Raw genomic sequence first — 14,709 nt, 5'->3', positions numbered from 1 at the left:
AGAATGTTTCTGAACGACCGCCTGATTTCATATGCTTATCTGATTCGCCTGGATAAGCCGATTGGCATCTTATTGCTTTTATGGCCAACCCTGTGGGCCTTATGGCTTGCTAGTGGTGGCGTGCCAGATTTAAAAATCTTATTGATATTCGTGGCAGGTACTTTCTTGATGCGCAGCGCGGGATGTGCGATTAACGATTACGCTGATCGCAACTTTGATCGTCATGTGCAGAGAACACAAGCGCGTCCAGTCACTAGTGGCAAGATTTCTGGCAAAGAGGCGGTATTGATTGCCGCTATTTTGGCTTTGATTGCCTTCTTGCTAATTCAAACCCTGAATGGGTATACCAAGAAACTCTCAGTACTTGCATTGGCGGTGGCGTTTATTTACCCCTTTACCAAGCGCTTTTTTGCCATGCCCCAAGCTGTTCTGGGGATTGCTTTTGGTTTTGGCATCCCAATGGCTTATGCTGCCATTCTCAACACCATCCCCTTAGAGGCCTGGATCTTATTTATAGGAAATATTTTTTGGGCCATAGCCTATGACACCGCTTATGCCATGGTCGATCGAGAGGATGATTTACGATTGGGCTTACGTACATCGGCAATCACCTTTGGGCAATTTGAGGTGCTGGCAATAGCGATTAGCTATGCCATCTTATTTATTAGTCAAATTTGGGTCGCCCAGTTGACTGACTTGAGTAATTACTTTTTAGTTGGATGGTTTGCGGCTCTCGCTTGTGCCGTCTACCACTTAAAACTCATCTCTACGCGCAAACGTGAAGAATGCTTTCGGGCATTTCGCCACAATAATTATTTGGGCGGATTTTTATTTCTAGGAGTTGTGCTCGGTCTTAGCCTTCGCTAAGAGTTGCTTGGGTAATTAACTCTTCCCCAGTTCATCGCCCATTACTTTGCCACGTTGGCTTGCCGCATCAATCGCTTTTTCTAAGATCTCGTGCCATCCCTGCTGTTGCATCACATCAAGAGCGGCTGCTGTGGTGCCGCCTTTAGAGGTGACGCGCTCACGTAGGACGCCAGCATGTTCGTCAGAGTTGTGGGCGAGTTGCGTTGCGCCTTCAAGTGTTGCGTAGGCTAGCTTGCGAGCGCTTATGGCATCTAAACCTAATTTTTCACCAGCTGATTGCATCGCCTCCAGAAACGCAAAGACATAGGCGGGGCCGCTACCAGATACAGCGGTAACAGCATCCATTAGCTTTTCTTCAGAAACCCAAATGCTTTGGCCAACCGCATTGCAGATAGTCTGCGCTAAATTACGATCAGATTCATTTACCGCTGAATCGGCAAATAGGCCAGTAATGCCTTTGCCAATCAACGCTGGAGTATTGGGCATAGCACGAACGCAGCGGGTATGGTCTAGCCAGCGACTCATATCTTTTAAACGAATACCAGCGGCAATACTCAAGATCAGCGGGCCATAGGCTGAATTATGTTTGAGTTTTGTTGCTATGCCCTTAGCAACAACATTAAAGTCTTGTGGCTTGATGGCCATCACCACGACATTATTTTTTGAGAAGTTAAAAGCTATTTGTTCCAAGGCTGCAATACCTTGAACGCCAAAGTCTTCATGTAACTTTAGGGCGGTTGCCGCATTTGATTCGACTACAGAGATTTGATTAGAGCTAAATCCGTTGGCGAGTAAGCCACTAATTAAAGCGCGTCCCATATTGCCACCACCGATAAAGGTAATGTGAACATTGCTATTGTTTGGCTTATTCCGATTTTCGCTCATTGGCTAATCTTATCGCGCTTCCCAAAAATGGCTGTACCAACACGAACAATCGTACTGCCTTGAGCAATGGCGGCCTCAAGATCATCTGACATTCCCATAGATAGGGTGTCAAAGAATTGATATTTGGGATCTATTAATCTGGTAGTTTGAATATGTTTAAAGCAATCTTGAACCTGCGAAAAGGCCTTGCGCTGTTCAGCTAAATCCGAGCTAGGAGCCGGAATGGCCATTAATCCCCTAAGAATGATATTGGGTAATTGAGTAATGGAATCACAAAGTGCCTCAGCCTCAGAAAGGGGTATGCCGCTTTTACTATCCTCGTCACTCACATTGACTTGAACGCATAGCTGCAATTCTGGAAGATTAGGAAATTCACCCCGTTGAGCAGAAAGTCGCTCCGCAATCTTCAGGCGATCAACGCTGTGAACCCAATCAAAATGTTCTGCGACTTCTTTAGTCTTATTACTTTGAAGTGGGCCTATAAAGTGCCATATAAGCCATGGACGTAATTTGGCTAACTGAGTAATTTTTTCAACAGCCTCTTGAACATAATTTTCGCCAAAAGCAGACTGTCCGGCATGCATAGCTTCTTCAATTGCCGAGGCCGGAAAGGTTTTACTGACTGCTAAGAGCTCAATTTCTTCGGGCTCTCGTTTTGCTGCTAGGGCGGCAAGTTCAATCCGCTGACGTACCTGCATTAAATTAACAACGATTGAATTCATTGGGCCTTAAAGGATTTGCTGATTAATTGGTCTACGAGTTCAATCCAATGTAGCACTGGCTTATCTTCTTGCTGAAGATGCGTAATACAGCCAATATTGCCGGACACAATGACTTCTGCCCCTGATGCTTCACAAGCTGCATGTAAATGATCCAACTTATTCTTGCGAAGCTGCTCCGATAGCTCAGGCTGGGTTATTGAATAAGTACCCGCAGATCCACAGCACAAATGACTATCAGCGCACAGGCGGACGCCAATACCAAGGCTTGATAACAAGCCTTCCACCTTGCCACGGATTTGTTGACCATGTTGCAACGTGCAGGGTGGGTGATAAACCACGCCCGGCTTTTGATCTATGCCAACGAGTTGAATTAATTCATTCTGAAAGCTTGGCAATATCTCGGAGATATCTTTAGTCAAGTGAGAAATCTTTTTAGCCTTAGTTGCATAGGCGGGGTCATTGGCAAATAGATGACCATAATCCTTGACCATAACACCACAGCCGGAGGCGGTCATGACGATCGCCTCAACACCGCTTTCAACTAAAGGCCACCAAGCATCCATGTTTTGCTTGGCGTTCTCTAGACCACCTGCTTGATCATTTAAGTGGTAGCGCAGGGCACCACAACAGGTAGCATTTGGAGCGCTAATCAATTGGATCTTTAGCGCATCTAAAACGCGTGCAGTTGCTGAATTGATATTTGGCAACATCCCCGGTTGAACACAGCCCTCCAGAATGAGCATTTTGCGAGCGTGTCCAGTTGTCGGTCTGGCATAAGGATCAGTTGAGTTGCTCAAAGCCTTATTTCTGGCTTCTGGAATTTTGCGTTTAATGCCGCTTGGCATGAGTGGGCGTACTAGACGACCTAGAGCCATTGCCGAATTAAATAATGCTGGTTTAGTCAGACCTTCTTTTAGCGCCCAACGAGTAAGACGCTCACCAAGTGGGCGCAATGGGCTATTGTCTTCTGCCCATTTACGACCAATATCGACTAAGTTGCCGTATTGCACACCACTAGGGCAGGTGCTTTCGCAATTGCGACAAGAAAGACAGCGATCTAAGTGGGTACGGGTTTTTTCTGTGGGTGCTAAACCTTCGGCCATTTGCTTGATGAGGTAGATGCGACCACGTGGGCCATCGAGCTCATCACCCAGTATCTGGTAAGTTGGGCAAGTAGCAGTGCAAAAACCGCAGTGAACACATTTACCCAGAATACTAGCCGCCTCTATTCCCTCTGGAGTATTGGCAAATTGGGGGGCAAGTTGAGTGTACATAGAGTTACTTATGGAAGACGTTTGGTTGCAAATACGCCGGCAGGATCAAATGCAGATCTTAGGCGCTCTTGTACAAGTTCGAGGGCTTGAGAGTGGGCCTGCTCATTAAGCAACGTAAAGCGCTGAAACGCAGGATTAACATCAGCGCCCTGTTTAAAGCGCATTGCATGTCCGCCATGGCTTGATGCGAGTTGTTTCATTAAGCTGAATGTAGCTTCATCACCAGGCGCTTTAATCCAGCGCTGTTGGCCATGCCATTCCAAGACAACTTCATTATTTACACCTGGAATAGAAAGAGGTCCACAGGCTGCAGGTAAAGCTAAGCGATAAAGCGTTTGATCGGCAGCGAGATTTTCAAATTCCGACAGCCGATGTTCGCGCAAGCTATTCCAGAATATTTCTGCAGATTGAGGATCTATTTCACTTGCATTTACCAAGGAGCTCATCAAAGGAATAGCCGCCTTGATGGCTGCTGCTGCGCCTGCTAAACGAATGGTTAATTGACCTTCGTCAGTAGCATTGCCAATCCAGCAACTTGCAGAGAGTGGCAGTGGTTGACCGGCCCACTCATTTAAAGTGCGCAATGCTTTTTCTTGAGAGATGTGGCAACGTAGTGTTGCAGTCGCAGCTGGTTTGGGTAGCACCTTTACAGACGCCTCTAGTAACAGTGACAGGGTGCCCATAGAGCCCGGCATCAAGCGTGATACGTCATAGCCTGCTACGTTTTTCATCACCTGTCCGCCAAAAGTTAAATCCTGACCTTTGCCATCAAGAATGCGCGCACCCAAAACAAAATCTCGCAAGTTGCCAGCGCTAATACGACCCGGACCAGCCAAGCCAACTGCAATGGCGCCACCAAAAGTGGCATGTTCACCAAAGTGTGGCGGATCAAACGCGAGCATCTGATTTTTTTCGTGAAGAGCCGCCTCAATTTCTTTTAATGGCGTACCTGCACAGGCCGTGATGACTAATTCTTCTGGTTGATATTCCAGAATGCCTGAGTAAGAGCGGGTATCTAGCTTGGTATGCGTATTGGTATTTCCATACCAAGATTTTGTACTGCCACCCTCAATGGAGAGTTGTGTTTTATTTTTTGCTGCATTCAGGATTTGCTCACGAAATGCCTCAATGATGGGATTGGTAGCATTCATTAAAAACGTTCCAATTCTGGATGCGGCAATTTGCCTCCACTAATGCGCATGCGGCCATATTCAGCACAGCGACTTAATGTTGGAATAGCTTTATCGGGATTGAGGAGTTTTTCTGGGTCAAATGCGGCTTTAACGCCCCAGAAAGATTCGCGTTCACCCTCGCCAAACTGCACACACATAGTGTTAATCTTTTCGATACCAACCCCATGTTCGCCAGTAATTGTGCCTCCAAGCTCAACGCAGGCTTCTAAAATCTCAGTGCCAAATTCTTCAGCACGATGCCATTCTTCTTCATCGGCACCATTAAACAAAATTAAAGGATGCATATTGCCATCACCAGCATGGAATACATTCAAGCAGCCTAAGCCATACTTTTTTTCCATGCCCTGAATACGCTTCAGCAAGGTTGCAATATGACGGCGCGGAATGGTGCCATCCATGCAGTAGTAGTCAGGCGCTATGCGTCCTGCGGCCGGGAAGGCATTTTTGCGACCACTCCAAAACTTCAGTCGTTCAGTTTCGTCTCTAGAAATACGAATACCGCTAGCGCCAGATTGTTCAAGCACTTTAGTCATGCGCTCAATTTCTTCGGCAACTTCTTCGGGTGTGCCATCCGATTCGCAAAGCAAAATGGCTGCCGCCTCTAGGTCATAGCCTGCATTTACAAATTCCTCTACTGCTCTTGTAGTGGCTTGATCCATCATCTCTAAGCCTGCAGGAATAATGCCGGCAGCGATGATTGCGGCAACTGCATTCCCACCTTTTTCAATATCGTCAAAACTAGCCATAATGACGCGCGCTAGTTTTGGCTTGGCAACCAACTTCACTGTAACTTCAGTGACGACCGCAAGCATGCCTTCGCTGCCTAGAACAATGGCGAGCAAATCTAAACCAGGAGAATCTGGTGCCAGGCTGCCGAATTCAACAATTTCACCATTCATTAAGATCCCGCGCACGCGTAGAACATTGTGCAGGGTGAGGCCGTATTTGAGGCAGTGCACGCCGCCCGAGTTTTCATTGACGTTACCGCCAATAGAACAAGCAATTTGTGATGAGGGGTCGGGAGCGTAGTAAAGACCTAGGTGGGCAACGGCATCAGAGATAGCTAAGTTGCGAACTCCAGGCTGAACAACTGCAGTGCGAGTAAATGGGTCAATACTCAGAATTTTCTTGAGCTTTGCAAGCGATAGCACCAAACCTTGTGAGATTGGCATGGCCCCACCTGCTAGCCCCGTTCCAGATCCTCTTGGAACCACTGGGATTTGCATTGCAAAGCAAATTTTAAGGATTTGGGCAACTTGCTCTTCTGTTTCTGGGAGGGCTACCGCCAAAGGCATACGCTTATAGGCAGCTAAACCATCACATTCATAGGGAATCGTGTCTTCAGGCTCCCAAAGCAGGGCGTGCTCAGGAAGGATTGGACGCAAGGCCGAAACCAGTTTTGACTGAAGCGCGCTAATAGCGGCCAGATCGGGGGGCGGGGTCACCATATTCATATGAATCATTTTAGCCATTTACCTATAATTAAGCTCATGGGAAATCGACTATCAAAAATCGCCACTAGAACGGGTGATGCTGGAATGACTGGCTTGGGTGATGGAAGTCGCGTTGAGAAGGATCATTTGCGGATTTGCGCCATGGGCGACGTCGATGAATTGAACTCAGAAATCGGTGTTTTGATGACTGAGGAGATCCCAGAGGGCATTGCCCTTGAGCTAAAAGAGCTTTTTTTGCAGGTGCAGCATGATTTATTCGACTTGGGTGGCGAGCTTTGTATTCCTAATTACAAGCTACTAAATCCAGACCATGTTGCTCAATTGGATATTTGGCTAGAAAAGTACAACAAACAGCTCCCCCCGTTAACTGAATTTATTTTGCCCGGCGGCACTCGTGCTGCTGCACAAGCGCACGTATGTCGCACGGTTTGCAGAAGAGCAGAGCGCTCAATTGTCCGCTTAGGATGGGCCGAGCCTTTATATGACTCACCTCGTCAGTACGTCAATCGTTTATCTGATTTATTGTTTGTGCTGTCACGCATTCTCAATCGCGCGGCTGGTGGTACAGATGTACTTTGGAAGCACGAAAAAAAAGAGACCAAATAAATTAGCCTCTTTTAGTTTTGTCATGATTGCTGCTCGTATTATTTTTTCTTACTTCGGCGTTTCTTTACAGCAGTCGCTAAACGCTCAAGCACTTTCAATGAATCATCCCAATCAATACAGGCATCAGTAATGCTCTTGCCATATTCCAGTTTGCTTGGATCATCTTTTCCAGGTGTAAATTTCTGCGCGCCGTCATTCAGATGGCTCTCTACCATCACACCAAAAATCTGATGTGAACCAGACTCAATTTGCTGGGCAATATCGTCAGCGACAATAATTTGGCGCTCATGCTTCTTGCTAGAGTTGGCGTGCGATAAGTCAACCATCAAGCTAGCTGGAAGCTTTGCTGCTGTTAGCTCAGCGCAAGCTGCCTGCACATGCTGAGCTTCGTAGTTGGGCTCTTTGCCGCCACGCAAAATGACGTGACAGTCTTTGTTGCCCTTGGTTTCTACAACCGCTACTTGGCCGTTCTTGTGAACGGACAGGAAGTGGTGTGGACGACTCGCCGCTTGAATAGCATCTGTAGCAATCTTGATATTGCCATCAGTGCCGTTCTTAAATCCGATAGGTGCAGACAAACCAGAGGCAAGCTCACGGTGAACTTGACTTTCAGTGGTACGCGCCCCAATTGCACCCCAAGAGATGAGGTCGGCAATATATTGCGGGGAAATAACATCAAGGAACTCGCTACCTGCTGGCATACCAAGGCGATTGATTTCCATTAGGACTTGACGTGCAAGACGCAGACCTTCTTCAATACGGTAGCTCTCATCCAAGTAAGGGTCGTTAATGAGGCCTTTCCATCCAACTGTAGTGCGAGGTTTCTCAAAATAGACGCGCATCACAATTTCTAATTCGCCAGCAAAGCGTTCACGCTCGACTAAAAGGCGTTGACAATATTCGAGCGCTGCACGTGGATCATGAATAGAGCAGGGCCCAATGATGACGAGCAAGCGGTCATCTTTGCCATGAATAATGTCGCGAATCTTTTTACGCGTTTTGCTAATTAGAGCTTCAGTTGGGGTTCCCGAAATTGGGAAAAAGCGAATCAAGTGCTCTGGCGGGGGCAGAACGGCAATCTTATCAATGCGTTGATCGTCGGTATCCGACGTTTTGTCAACGGCGGAGTACCAATTGGTGGAATTAGTGGTTTGTTGGCTCATGCAACTATTTTAAGCCGTAATTCAGCAATCTTAGGCAGTTCCGCCGACCGTGAGGCTGTCTATGCGCAAAGTAGGTTGCCCAACCCCGACAGGAACACTTTGCCCTTCCTTGCCGCAAACCCCGATACCGCCGTCTAATTTGAGGTCATTACCAATCATAGAGACCTGTTTTAAGGACTCTGGACCGCTGCCAATAATAGTGGCGCCCTTTACGGGATATTGGATTTTGCCGTTTTCTACCCAATAGGCTTCTGATGCCGAGAATACGAATTTGCCGCTGGTAATGTCGACTTGGCCCCCGCCAAAATTGACTGCATATAAGCCACGTTTGATGCTGGCAACAATTTCTTGGGGGTCATCTTTACCGGCCAACATATAAGTGTTGGTCATGCGCGGCATTGGTAGCGACGCAAAACTTTCCCGGCGACCATTGCCGGTCAGCGGCATTTTCATAAGGCGCGCATTCAGACTGTCCTGAATATAGCCCTTCAAAATCCCATCTTCAATTAAGGTGGTGCATTGAGTGGGCGTACCTTCGTCATCGATATTAAGAGAGCCCCTGCGTCCAGAAAGAGTGCCGTCATCAACAACAGTCACTCCTTTTGCAGCTACGCGTTGTCCAATGCGACCAGCAAATGCTGAGGATCCTTTGCGATTAAAGTCGCCTTCGAGGCCATGTCCTACGGCCTCGTGTAATAGAACGCCAGGCCAACCCGGACCCATGACAACCGTCATTGGGCCGGCAGGCGCAGGGCGTGATTCGAGATTTACCAAAGCGCCATCCACTGCTTCATCTACATATTGATTGATAAGGGCAGTATCAAAATAATGGTAATCATGTCGTGCGCCACCACCTGAAGATCCAGATTCACGTCGACCATTTTGTTCTGCAATGACATGAACTGAAACGCGTACTAACGGTCGCACATCCGCAGCCAGCAAGCCATCGGCACGCACAACCAAGACAACATCAAATTCACCTGCAAGACTTGCCATTACCTGAATGATGCGAGGATCACGTGCTTTGGCGCGACGCTCAATACTTTCTAGGAGGGCAATCTTTTCTTTGGGCTGTAATGAGTCCAGGGGATTGACATCAGAGTAAAGCTTATTCGATAGTGGATTGAATAGTTTGCTAGCAACAGCCTGTTTGCCACCTTCTGGGCCAATCACGCGTGTAGCTTTAGCGGCCTTGCTCAGTGCTTCTAAATTAATTTCGTCTGAGTATGCAAAGGCAGTTTTATCGCCGTAAATTGCTCGCACTCCAACGCCCTGATCAATGTTAAAGCTGCCTGATTTCACAATGCCTTCTTCAAGGCTCCAGCTTTCACTTCGGGTATGCTGGAAGTACAAGTCAGCATCATCTAGGCGATGAGCGAACATGCTGCCAAATGTCTTATGAAGATCTTGCTCTGAGAGTCCGGTAGGCTCAAGCAGAATAGATTTAGCTAATTTAAGAAGATCTCCCTGCTTTTTGGCTTTGGTCCAATTGATTGGAAATAGTGCTTCAGGTGCATTCATGTGATTCGGTAGATCTCTCTTTAAAGCTTGCGGTGCGCAAGCGCGGGTAACTTAGAGCGTACCTCGTTTAATTTATCTTTGCTCAAAACCCCTGAAATAAATCCTTCTCCTTCAGGGAGCGCGCTCAAGACCGTGCCCCAGGGATCAATTAGCATGGTGTTGCCCCAGGTACGTCTTTGATTTTGATGTGTGCCGCCTTGCGCTGAAGCTAAAACGTAGCATTGATTTTCAATGGCGCGAGCACGTAATAGAATTTCCCAATGATCTTTGCCAGTAGTGTATGTGAATGCTGCAGGGATGATGTGGCAATCCACTTGCCCGAGGGTGCGATAGAGTTCTGGGAAGCGCAAGTCATAGCAAATACTCAGACCAAGCTTCCACTCTACGCCGTCGATGGTAATTTTGACCATGCTAGGCTCTTCACCGGCCTCAATGGTTTCTGATTCCTGGTAACGCTCTGCGCTAGTCTGAAACCCGAACAAATGAATCTTGTCATAGCGTCCAACCCTTTGACCATCTGGGTTAAACACCAGCGTTGTGTTAAGTACTTTGTTTGGATTTTTTGCTTCGAGTGGAATTGTCCCTGCGACTAAATAAATACCATTTTCTTTAGCAATCGCCGCGAGCCTTTCTTGCATCGGCCCGCTTCCAAATACTTCTCTGGCAGATACCTTATCAGTGTCTTTTAGTCCCATGATGCAAAAGTACTCCGGCAGAACGGTAACTTGCGCACCATTTAGAGCTGCCGTTTTAATCAGCCTACTGGCCGTTTCTAGATTCTCTTGTAGCCCGGGAGTGGACACCATTTGAACCCCGGCAATTTTGAGTTCTAGGGGGTTTGTGTTACTCATAAAGTTTACGTTTGCGGTTTCGGTGTAGGGGTGGTGTTAGTGCCGGGCTTGGTTTGCTCTTTTAGCAAATCTTTGCTTCGTATCGTATCTAAGGTTTTAGCATCAATTGGCTGGCCTTTTTGATCCAGCGGAATAACCTCTGGCTTATCCCAAGACCCCTGCACCAAATAATCAGATTGTAGATTTCGGTTGATTTGGTTGGTGATGAGGTACTGTCCAACCAATGCACCTAATCCAACAATAGGATTGATTGCGAACGCCGCCAAGGAGCCGGCGGTAGCATCAATCGTCGGGAAAATGGTGACCCGCAGATCTTGAGTTTGTTTTGGGACGTTGATTTGTCCTGTCATAGCCACTCTAGCTTGATCTAGGCTCATGGTGAATTGCTTGGTCTGGGCAATTCCGTTGCTGATATCAAAATTTGCATTGATAGTATTAAAGGGAGTGCCTTTGCTAACGATATTGCCGAGACTACCTTGAAGGTCTAGGGTGGCAAACCTAAATAGACTTTGAAGGCTAAGTACGTCCAGAATTTGAGCGCCACTGGTATTTACTTCTAGCAAGCGTCCTTTTTCAAGATTTAAATTGACCTTGCCAGTGAGAGTCTCATATTTGGGATTAAAAGGTGAGCCATCCCACTCTGCAATAGCAGTTATTTTTCCTTGGCCACCTTCAACCGATTTTTGTGAGCTCCAGTTGGCAATAATATTGCCGGCATCTTTAACATCTAAGTCAATGTTGATGTTGCTGTGTTCTTGTTGATTTGCACTAGCACCAATCCATTGGCCGGAGGTGGTGGAGCTTCCCTGTGGATTATTAAATTGAATAGACTCAATATTAAGTAGATTATTGCTGGTTTTTGTTTTGAGTTTGGTTTGCCCGAGATGCGCTTTTGCCCAATTAAAATCATCGATGGTTAAATCAAGACTCGGAATGGCATTGGGTGAAAGCTTGCTTTTGCCAGCACTATTCCGTTGGGCAGGCTTGACGGAATCTGAATTGAGGTTCTTAGAATCTGTCGCAAGGGTGGACTCATCTGGCACCTTCAGTCTACTCAAATGACCGCTGATTAAGCCACTGGTATAGGTTTTATCGGGAGCTTGATACTGAGCTTGACCGGCAATCAGTGGCGAATTAATGCGCAGCCTCCAGGCAATATTTTTATTGTTTGCAGATAAGTTTATGTCCTGCCAAATACGGTCAAACAAGGTGAGCTTCTTCACTTGTGCAGTCACATAGATACCATTTGGGTTAATATCATTTCCCTCGGTGGCATCACTCTTTTGCTTTTGTTTTTTTAAGAAATCTAACCAAGCATCTAAATTCAGGTCATTGCTGGCAAGGTTTAGCTGGAATCCAGGTTGAGTGAGATTGGCTGGTGCACCGATACCTAGGGCATAGCGCAATTCATCATCGGCATTTATGTCGCCTTGAACGGAATACACATCACCAATTTTGCCGGTCCAACTCAAGCGATTTACCCCGGGTTGAGCGCTGAGCGCAGTTTTAAAGGTAACTTGACCGGTCATGGGTGCACCCATCAACTTCTTGGCAGGTGCGGGTGCGGCACTTGCCCAGTCGCGTAAATCAAATTTAAGATTGGTTTCGCTACCCGTTTTATTGAAGCTGAGAGTGCCTTCATACTTTGCGGAGCCGCTCATGGCCTCTAAGATGGAGGTGGATTCTGTTTTGAGTGTATTAACAAGATAGTCTTTAATAAATCCCGCAGTAATGTCCCCCGCAATCGTAAAGTTTTGTTTGCCTATCGCTGATGGGGAGCTGCTAATTTTCAAAGAGCCGCCTAGGAAATTGGCGGTGACATCTTCAAATTCAGGGTTAATTTCAGTGATCCGAATCTTGCCCTTGAGATTTTCGAGCGGAGGTAAGTTAGCCCACTGCGCTTTATTGCCAGGCAAAGTAAGGTTGAGATCAACGTTGGTATCGTCATTACCAGACAGGGGAACCTTTAAGCCTAGATCTAAATTGAGCGGACCGTTAACTCGTAAATTCTTTTCTAGCTTATTTTGTTTTTTACCAAACGGAGAAGCGAATAAATACTCCAGCATCTGAGGCGCATCACCCTGAGCATTGCCATGCGCCGTTAGAACTAATTGCTTTGCACTGACATTGGGAATTGCCGCATGAAATTTACTGAGCCCAACGCCTTTGTAATTGGCTTGAGAAACATCAACTGTCAAGCTAGAGTTTTGCATGGCAAGCACCCCATTGACATTACTAAAGGCAGACCAAACTCCTTGATTGCTTGGTAGTAATGGAACAGGGCTATATGTGGCTCCAATAATTGGCAGATTTAGGGTGAACTCTCCATCGCCGCTATTGGGAAAGGGAACTTGATTGGGGTCGCCCTTAATATGCAGCTTGCCTTTTTGTGTGGTGCCCGCAGAAAATGCTTTGCTTAAGTAAAGTCTTGCCTCCTTACCCATCCCAAGTGGTAAGTAGCGGTATGCAGAAGTTAGATTGGCTGTTGCAAAATCCATATCGAGTGTCATCAGATCGGGTTTTTTGGGATCGCCAATCAGATAGCTGATATCAAGCGTTGTATTGATCTCTGGATTGCTTAGTGCAAGTTTTTTAGCGTTGACAACCCAGTTACCTCTTTTCTTTGACCAGCTAACCTCTCCATTTGCGTGATCTAATTTAATTTTGGGGTCGGCTAACAGGTCATTGATATCAAGCTCAAGATCGCTTGAGTTAATGAAGAAGCTTCCTTGATTTTGATCGCCAGCAATAAATCCGGAGAGGTTTGAAACGGACGGCATGGATTTATCAATACCAACAAAGCTCAGATTGATTAGTTTGGCGCTAACAGAAAAATCAAGCTTGTTTGATTTGAACCAGCCACCAGGGATATTTAGGGTTGATAAGGAGGACTTGCTCTCAGACCAGCGGATATCCAGATCTTGTAGTTCGCCATCTGCATGAGAGGCTTTAATCCATTTGTGAACTTTTTTGGATAGAGGAAGATTTAGTGCGAATAGCGCGACATCCTCAACCAGAATTTTTGGAGAGGAAAATCCAAACTCTTTGATTTCACCATCAGCTCCAGGTGGCCTCCAGCTAAAAGTCATAGGGCTTATATTTTCTAATGGCTCAGTATGTGAGCCTCCCATCTCTCGCCAAGCAAATGTTTTAGTGGTAACAGAAATCAAGCCGCTATCATTTTCTTGGGTAAGGTTTGTTTCTAGCCTTCCCAGGGCAATCGCATCTTCATTTTTTGCCAGTTGAATAGTGAGGTTGTCGGCAACAATATAGGCATCACCACCATCGGCTTGTCCATTGTCAATTTTTAATTTTCCTTTAGAGCTCAGCATGCCCTCCAAGGTGTCGAGGGGGAGCGAAAATTCTTTTGAAATTTGATTGAGATTGAGGTCTGCTAGATCCCAGTAAATGGTTCCAATCCAGTCGCGCCAGTTTCCAGCCTGACCGCCAAGACGATGAACAAAATCTGCTTTGATTTCAATGGGGCCATTAGTCCATGGGGTTATCGTTTTAAGTGAGGCTTGATGTCTGCGAATACCATTGCTCAGTTCTAGATTTTGAATCTCAATAGACGTAAGTGATTTTTTTTCTAATTCATCAGTCCAAAACAATTTGACATTGTTAACTTCAATCTTGTCTTGAGATAGTAGCCAATCTTCAAACCCATAATCATTTGAGTTCCCGTGAATGGGAATTCCTGCGATGCTAGTGATGCCTTTGCTACTGCGCTGACCATATATTTCAGCACCCTCAAAGTACAACTCATGAAAGTATGGCGCCAGGTGATAAAAAGAAGTCCAGCTGAGTTCACCACGAATTTTTTGAATCTGCAATAAGGGTTTAGAGTGTTCGGGGCCATTGAAACGTAGGCCATCGATTTCGAAATCGGGTCTGATACCAGTCCAGGAAACTCTCAAGTTATCCATGGTGACGTCTGCGCCAACGCGAGCGCTAATGAGCTTTTCAACTGATGCTTTGGATTTCTCGATTTGGGGCCAAACAATAAAGCGAATGCCAAAGTGGCCAACTACCAAAAGGGTTAAAACAAGACTACAGAGCATTAGGGCGCGTTTGCGCCAAGGTCCGCCAGAACTTTTAAGACGTTTAGCAAGCAGGCTCTTGAGGCGAGGCGGAATGATGTTTTGCAGCATGTCCTCTATTATCCGTCAGCCT

General features: G+C 46.4%; 11 protein-coding genes. 2 read left to right on the top strand and 9 right to left on the bottom strand.

The genetic code is table 11. The features are described 5' to 3' along the window. The first annotated feature begins 3 nt into the window (after nucleotides 1-3). Nucleotides 4-867, top strand: coding sequence for a 4-hydroxybenzoate octaprenyltransferase (ubiA, locus tag C2740_RS07800; protein ID WP_215292947.1), 864 nt, complete (start codon nucleotides 4-6; stop codon nucleotides 865-867). Between the two features lie 15 nt (nucleotides 868-882). On the opposite strand, the gene proC is transcribed toward ubiA, so the two are convergent. Genes proC through C2740_RS07775 form a run of 5 tightly spaced genes read right to left on the bottom strand, consistent with a single transcriptional unit; the run spans nucleotide 883 to nucleotide 6,404 of the window. Beyond that, a complete protein-coding gene (proC, locus tag C2740_RS07795; RefSeq protein ID WP_215292945.1) occupies nucleotides 883-1,752 on the bottom strand; it encodes a pyrroline-5-carboxylate reductase in 870 nt (289 codons plus the stop codon). After that, nucleotides 1,749-2,474 (bottom strand): YggS family pyridoxal phosphate-dependent enzyme, encoded by a 726-nt coding sequence (locus C2740_RS07790; RefSeq protein WP_215292937.1) that lies wholly within the window; start codon nucleotides 2,472-2,474, stop codon nucleotides 1,749-1,751. The genes proC and C2740_RS07790 overlap by 4 nt, the downstream gene beginning before the upstream one ends. After that, nucleotides 2,471-3,748: a glycolate oxidase subunit GlcF gene (glcF, locus tag C2740_RS07785; RefSeq protein ID WP_215292935.1), complete on the bottom strand. Its 1,278-nt coding sequence runs from the start codon at nucleotides 3,746-3,748 to the stop codon at nucleotides 2,471-2,473. Before glcF ends, C2740_RS07790 begins: the two co-directional genes overlap by 4 nt. A gap of 8 nt (nucleotides 3,749-3,756) precedes the next feature. Continuing rightward, nucleotides 3,757-4,899 (bottom strand): glycolate oxidase subunit GlcE, encoded by a 1,143-nt coding sequence (glcE, locus tag C2740_RS07780; protein ID WP_215292933.1) that lies wholly within the window; start codon nucleotides 4,897-4,899, stop codon nucleotides 3,757-3,759. After that, nucleotides 4,899-6,404, bottom strand: coding sequence for an FAD-linked oxidase C-terminal domain-containing protein (locus C2740_RS07775; RefSeq protein WP_251369723.1), 1,506 nt, complete (start codon nucleotides 6,402-6,404; stop codon nucleotides 4,899-4,901). The genes glcE and C2740_RS07775 overlap by 1 nt, the downstream gene beginning before the upstream one ends. A gap of 27 nt (nucleotides 6,405-6,431) precedes the next feature. Here C2740_RS07775 and C2740_RS07770 point away from each other — a divergent pair, with 27 nt between their 5' ends. After that, entirely contained in the window at nucleotides 6,432-7,001 is a 570-nt protein-coding gene (locus C2740_RS07770) for a cob(I)yrinic acid a,c-diamide adenosyltransferase (RefSeq protein ID WP_215292931.1), read from the top strand. Nucleotides 7,002-7,039: 38 nt separating this feature from the next. Here C2740_RS07770 and C2740_RS07765 read toward each other — a convergent pair whose 3' ends face one another. Genes C2740_RS07765 through C2740_RS07750 form a run of 4 tightly spaced genes read right to left on the bottom strand, consistent with a single transcriptional unit; the run spans nucleotide 7,040 to nucleotide 14,687 of the window. Then, nucleotides 7,040-8,164 carry a 3-deoxy-7-phosphoheptulonate synthase gene (locus C2740_RS07765; protein WP_215292929.1) on the bottom strand — a complete coding sequence of 375 codons (1,125 nt, stop codon included), beginning with the start codon at nucleotides 8,162-8,164 and terminating at the stop codon, nucleotides 7,040-7,042. A gap of 30 nt (nucleotides 8,165-8,194) precedes the next feature. Continuing rightward, nucleotides 8,195-9,685 (bottom strand): metalloprotease TldD, encoded by a 1,491-nt coding sequence (gene tldD, locus C2740_RS07760; RefSeq protein ID WP_251369624.1) that lies wholly within the window; start codon nucleotides 9,683-9,685, stop codon nucleotides 8,195-8,197. Nucleotides 9,686-9,705: 20 nt separating this feature from the next. Next, entirely contained in the window at nucleotides 9,706-10,536 is an 831-nt protein-coding gene (locus C2740_RS07755) for a carbon-nitrogen hydrolase family protein (protein WP_215292927.1), read from the bottom strand. A gap of 5 nt (nucleotides 10,537-10,541) precedes the next feature. Next, entirely contained in the window at nucleotides 10,542-14,687 is a 4,146-nt protein-coding gene (locus C2740_RS07750) for a YhdP family protein (protein ID WP_215292925.1), read from the bottom strand. Between the last annotated feature and the right edge of the window lie 22 nt (nucleotides 14,688-14,709).

The sequence above is a fragment of the Polynucleobacter sp. MG-5-Ahmo-C2 genome (assembly GCF_018687735.1).
In the GTDB taxonomy this organism is placed as follows: Bacteria; Pseudomonadota; Gammaproteobacteria; order Burkholderiales; family Burkholderiaceae; genus Polynucleobacter.
Note: the sequence above shows the minus strand (reverse complement) of the source record. Positions and strands in the feature narration are given on the sequence as shown.

Excerpts from the sequence above, each read along its gene's own strand:
- ubiA (WP_215292947.1), top strand. The coding sequence starts at position 4 with ATGTTTCTGAACGACCGCCTGATTTCATATGCTTATCTGATTCGCCTG.
- proC (WP_215292945.1), bottom strand. The coding sequence starts at position 1,752 with ATGAGCGAAAATCGGAATAAGCCAAACAATAGCAATGTTCACATTACC.
- C2740_RS07790 (WP_215292937.1), bottom strand. The coding sequence starts at position 2,474 with ATGAATTCAATCGTTGTTAATTTAATGCAGGTACGTCAGCGGATTGAA.
- glcF (WP_215292935.1), bottom strand. The coding sequence starts at position 3,748 with ATGTACACTCAACTTGCCCCCCAATTTGCCAATACTCCAGAGGGAATA.
- glcE (WP_215292933.1), bottom strand. The coding sequence starts at position 4,899 with ATGAATGCTACCAATCCCATCATTGAGGCATTTCGTGAGCAAATCCTG.
- C2740_RS07775 (WP_251369723.1), bottom strand. The coding sequence starts at position 6,404 with ATGATTCATATGAATATGGTGACCCCGCCCCCCGATCTGGCCGCTATT.
- C2740_RS07770 (WP_215292931.1), top strand. The coding sequence starts at position 6,432 with ATGGGAAATCGACTATCAAAAATCGCCACTAGAACGGGTGATGCTGGA.
- C2740_RS07765 (WP_215292929.1), bottom strand. The coding sequence starts at position 8,164 with ATGAGCCAACAAACCACTAATTCCACCAATTGGTACTCCGCCGTTGAC.
- tldD (WP_251369624.1), bottom strand. The coding sequence starts at position 9,685 with ATGAATGCACCTGAAGCACTATTTCCAATCAATTGGACCAAAGCCAAA.
- C2740_RS07755 (WP_215292927.1), bottom strand. The coding sequence starts at position 10,536 with ATGAGTAACACAAACCCCCTAGAACTCAAAATTGCCGGGGTTCAAATG.
- C2740_RS07750 (WP_215292925.1), bottom strand. The coding sequence starts at position 14,687 with ATGCTGCAAAACATCATTCCGCCTCGCCTCAAGAGCCTGCTTGCTAAA.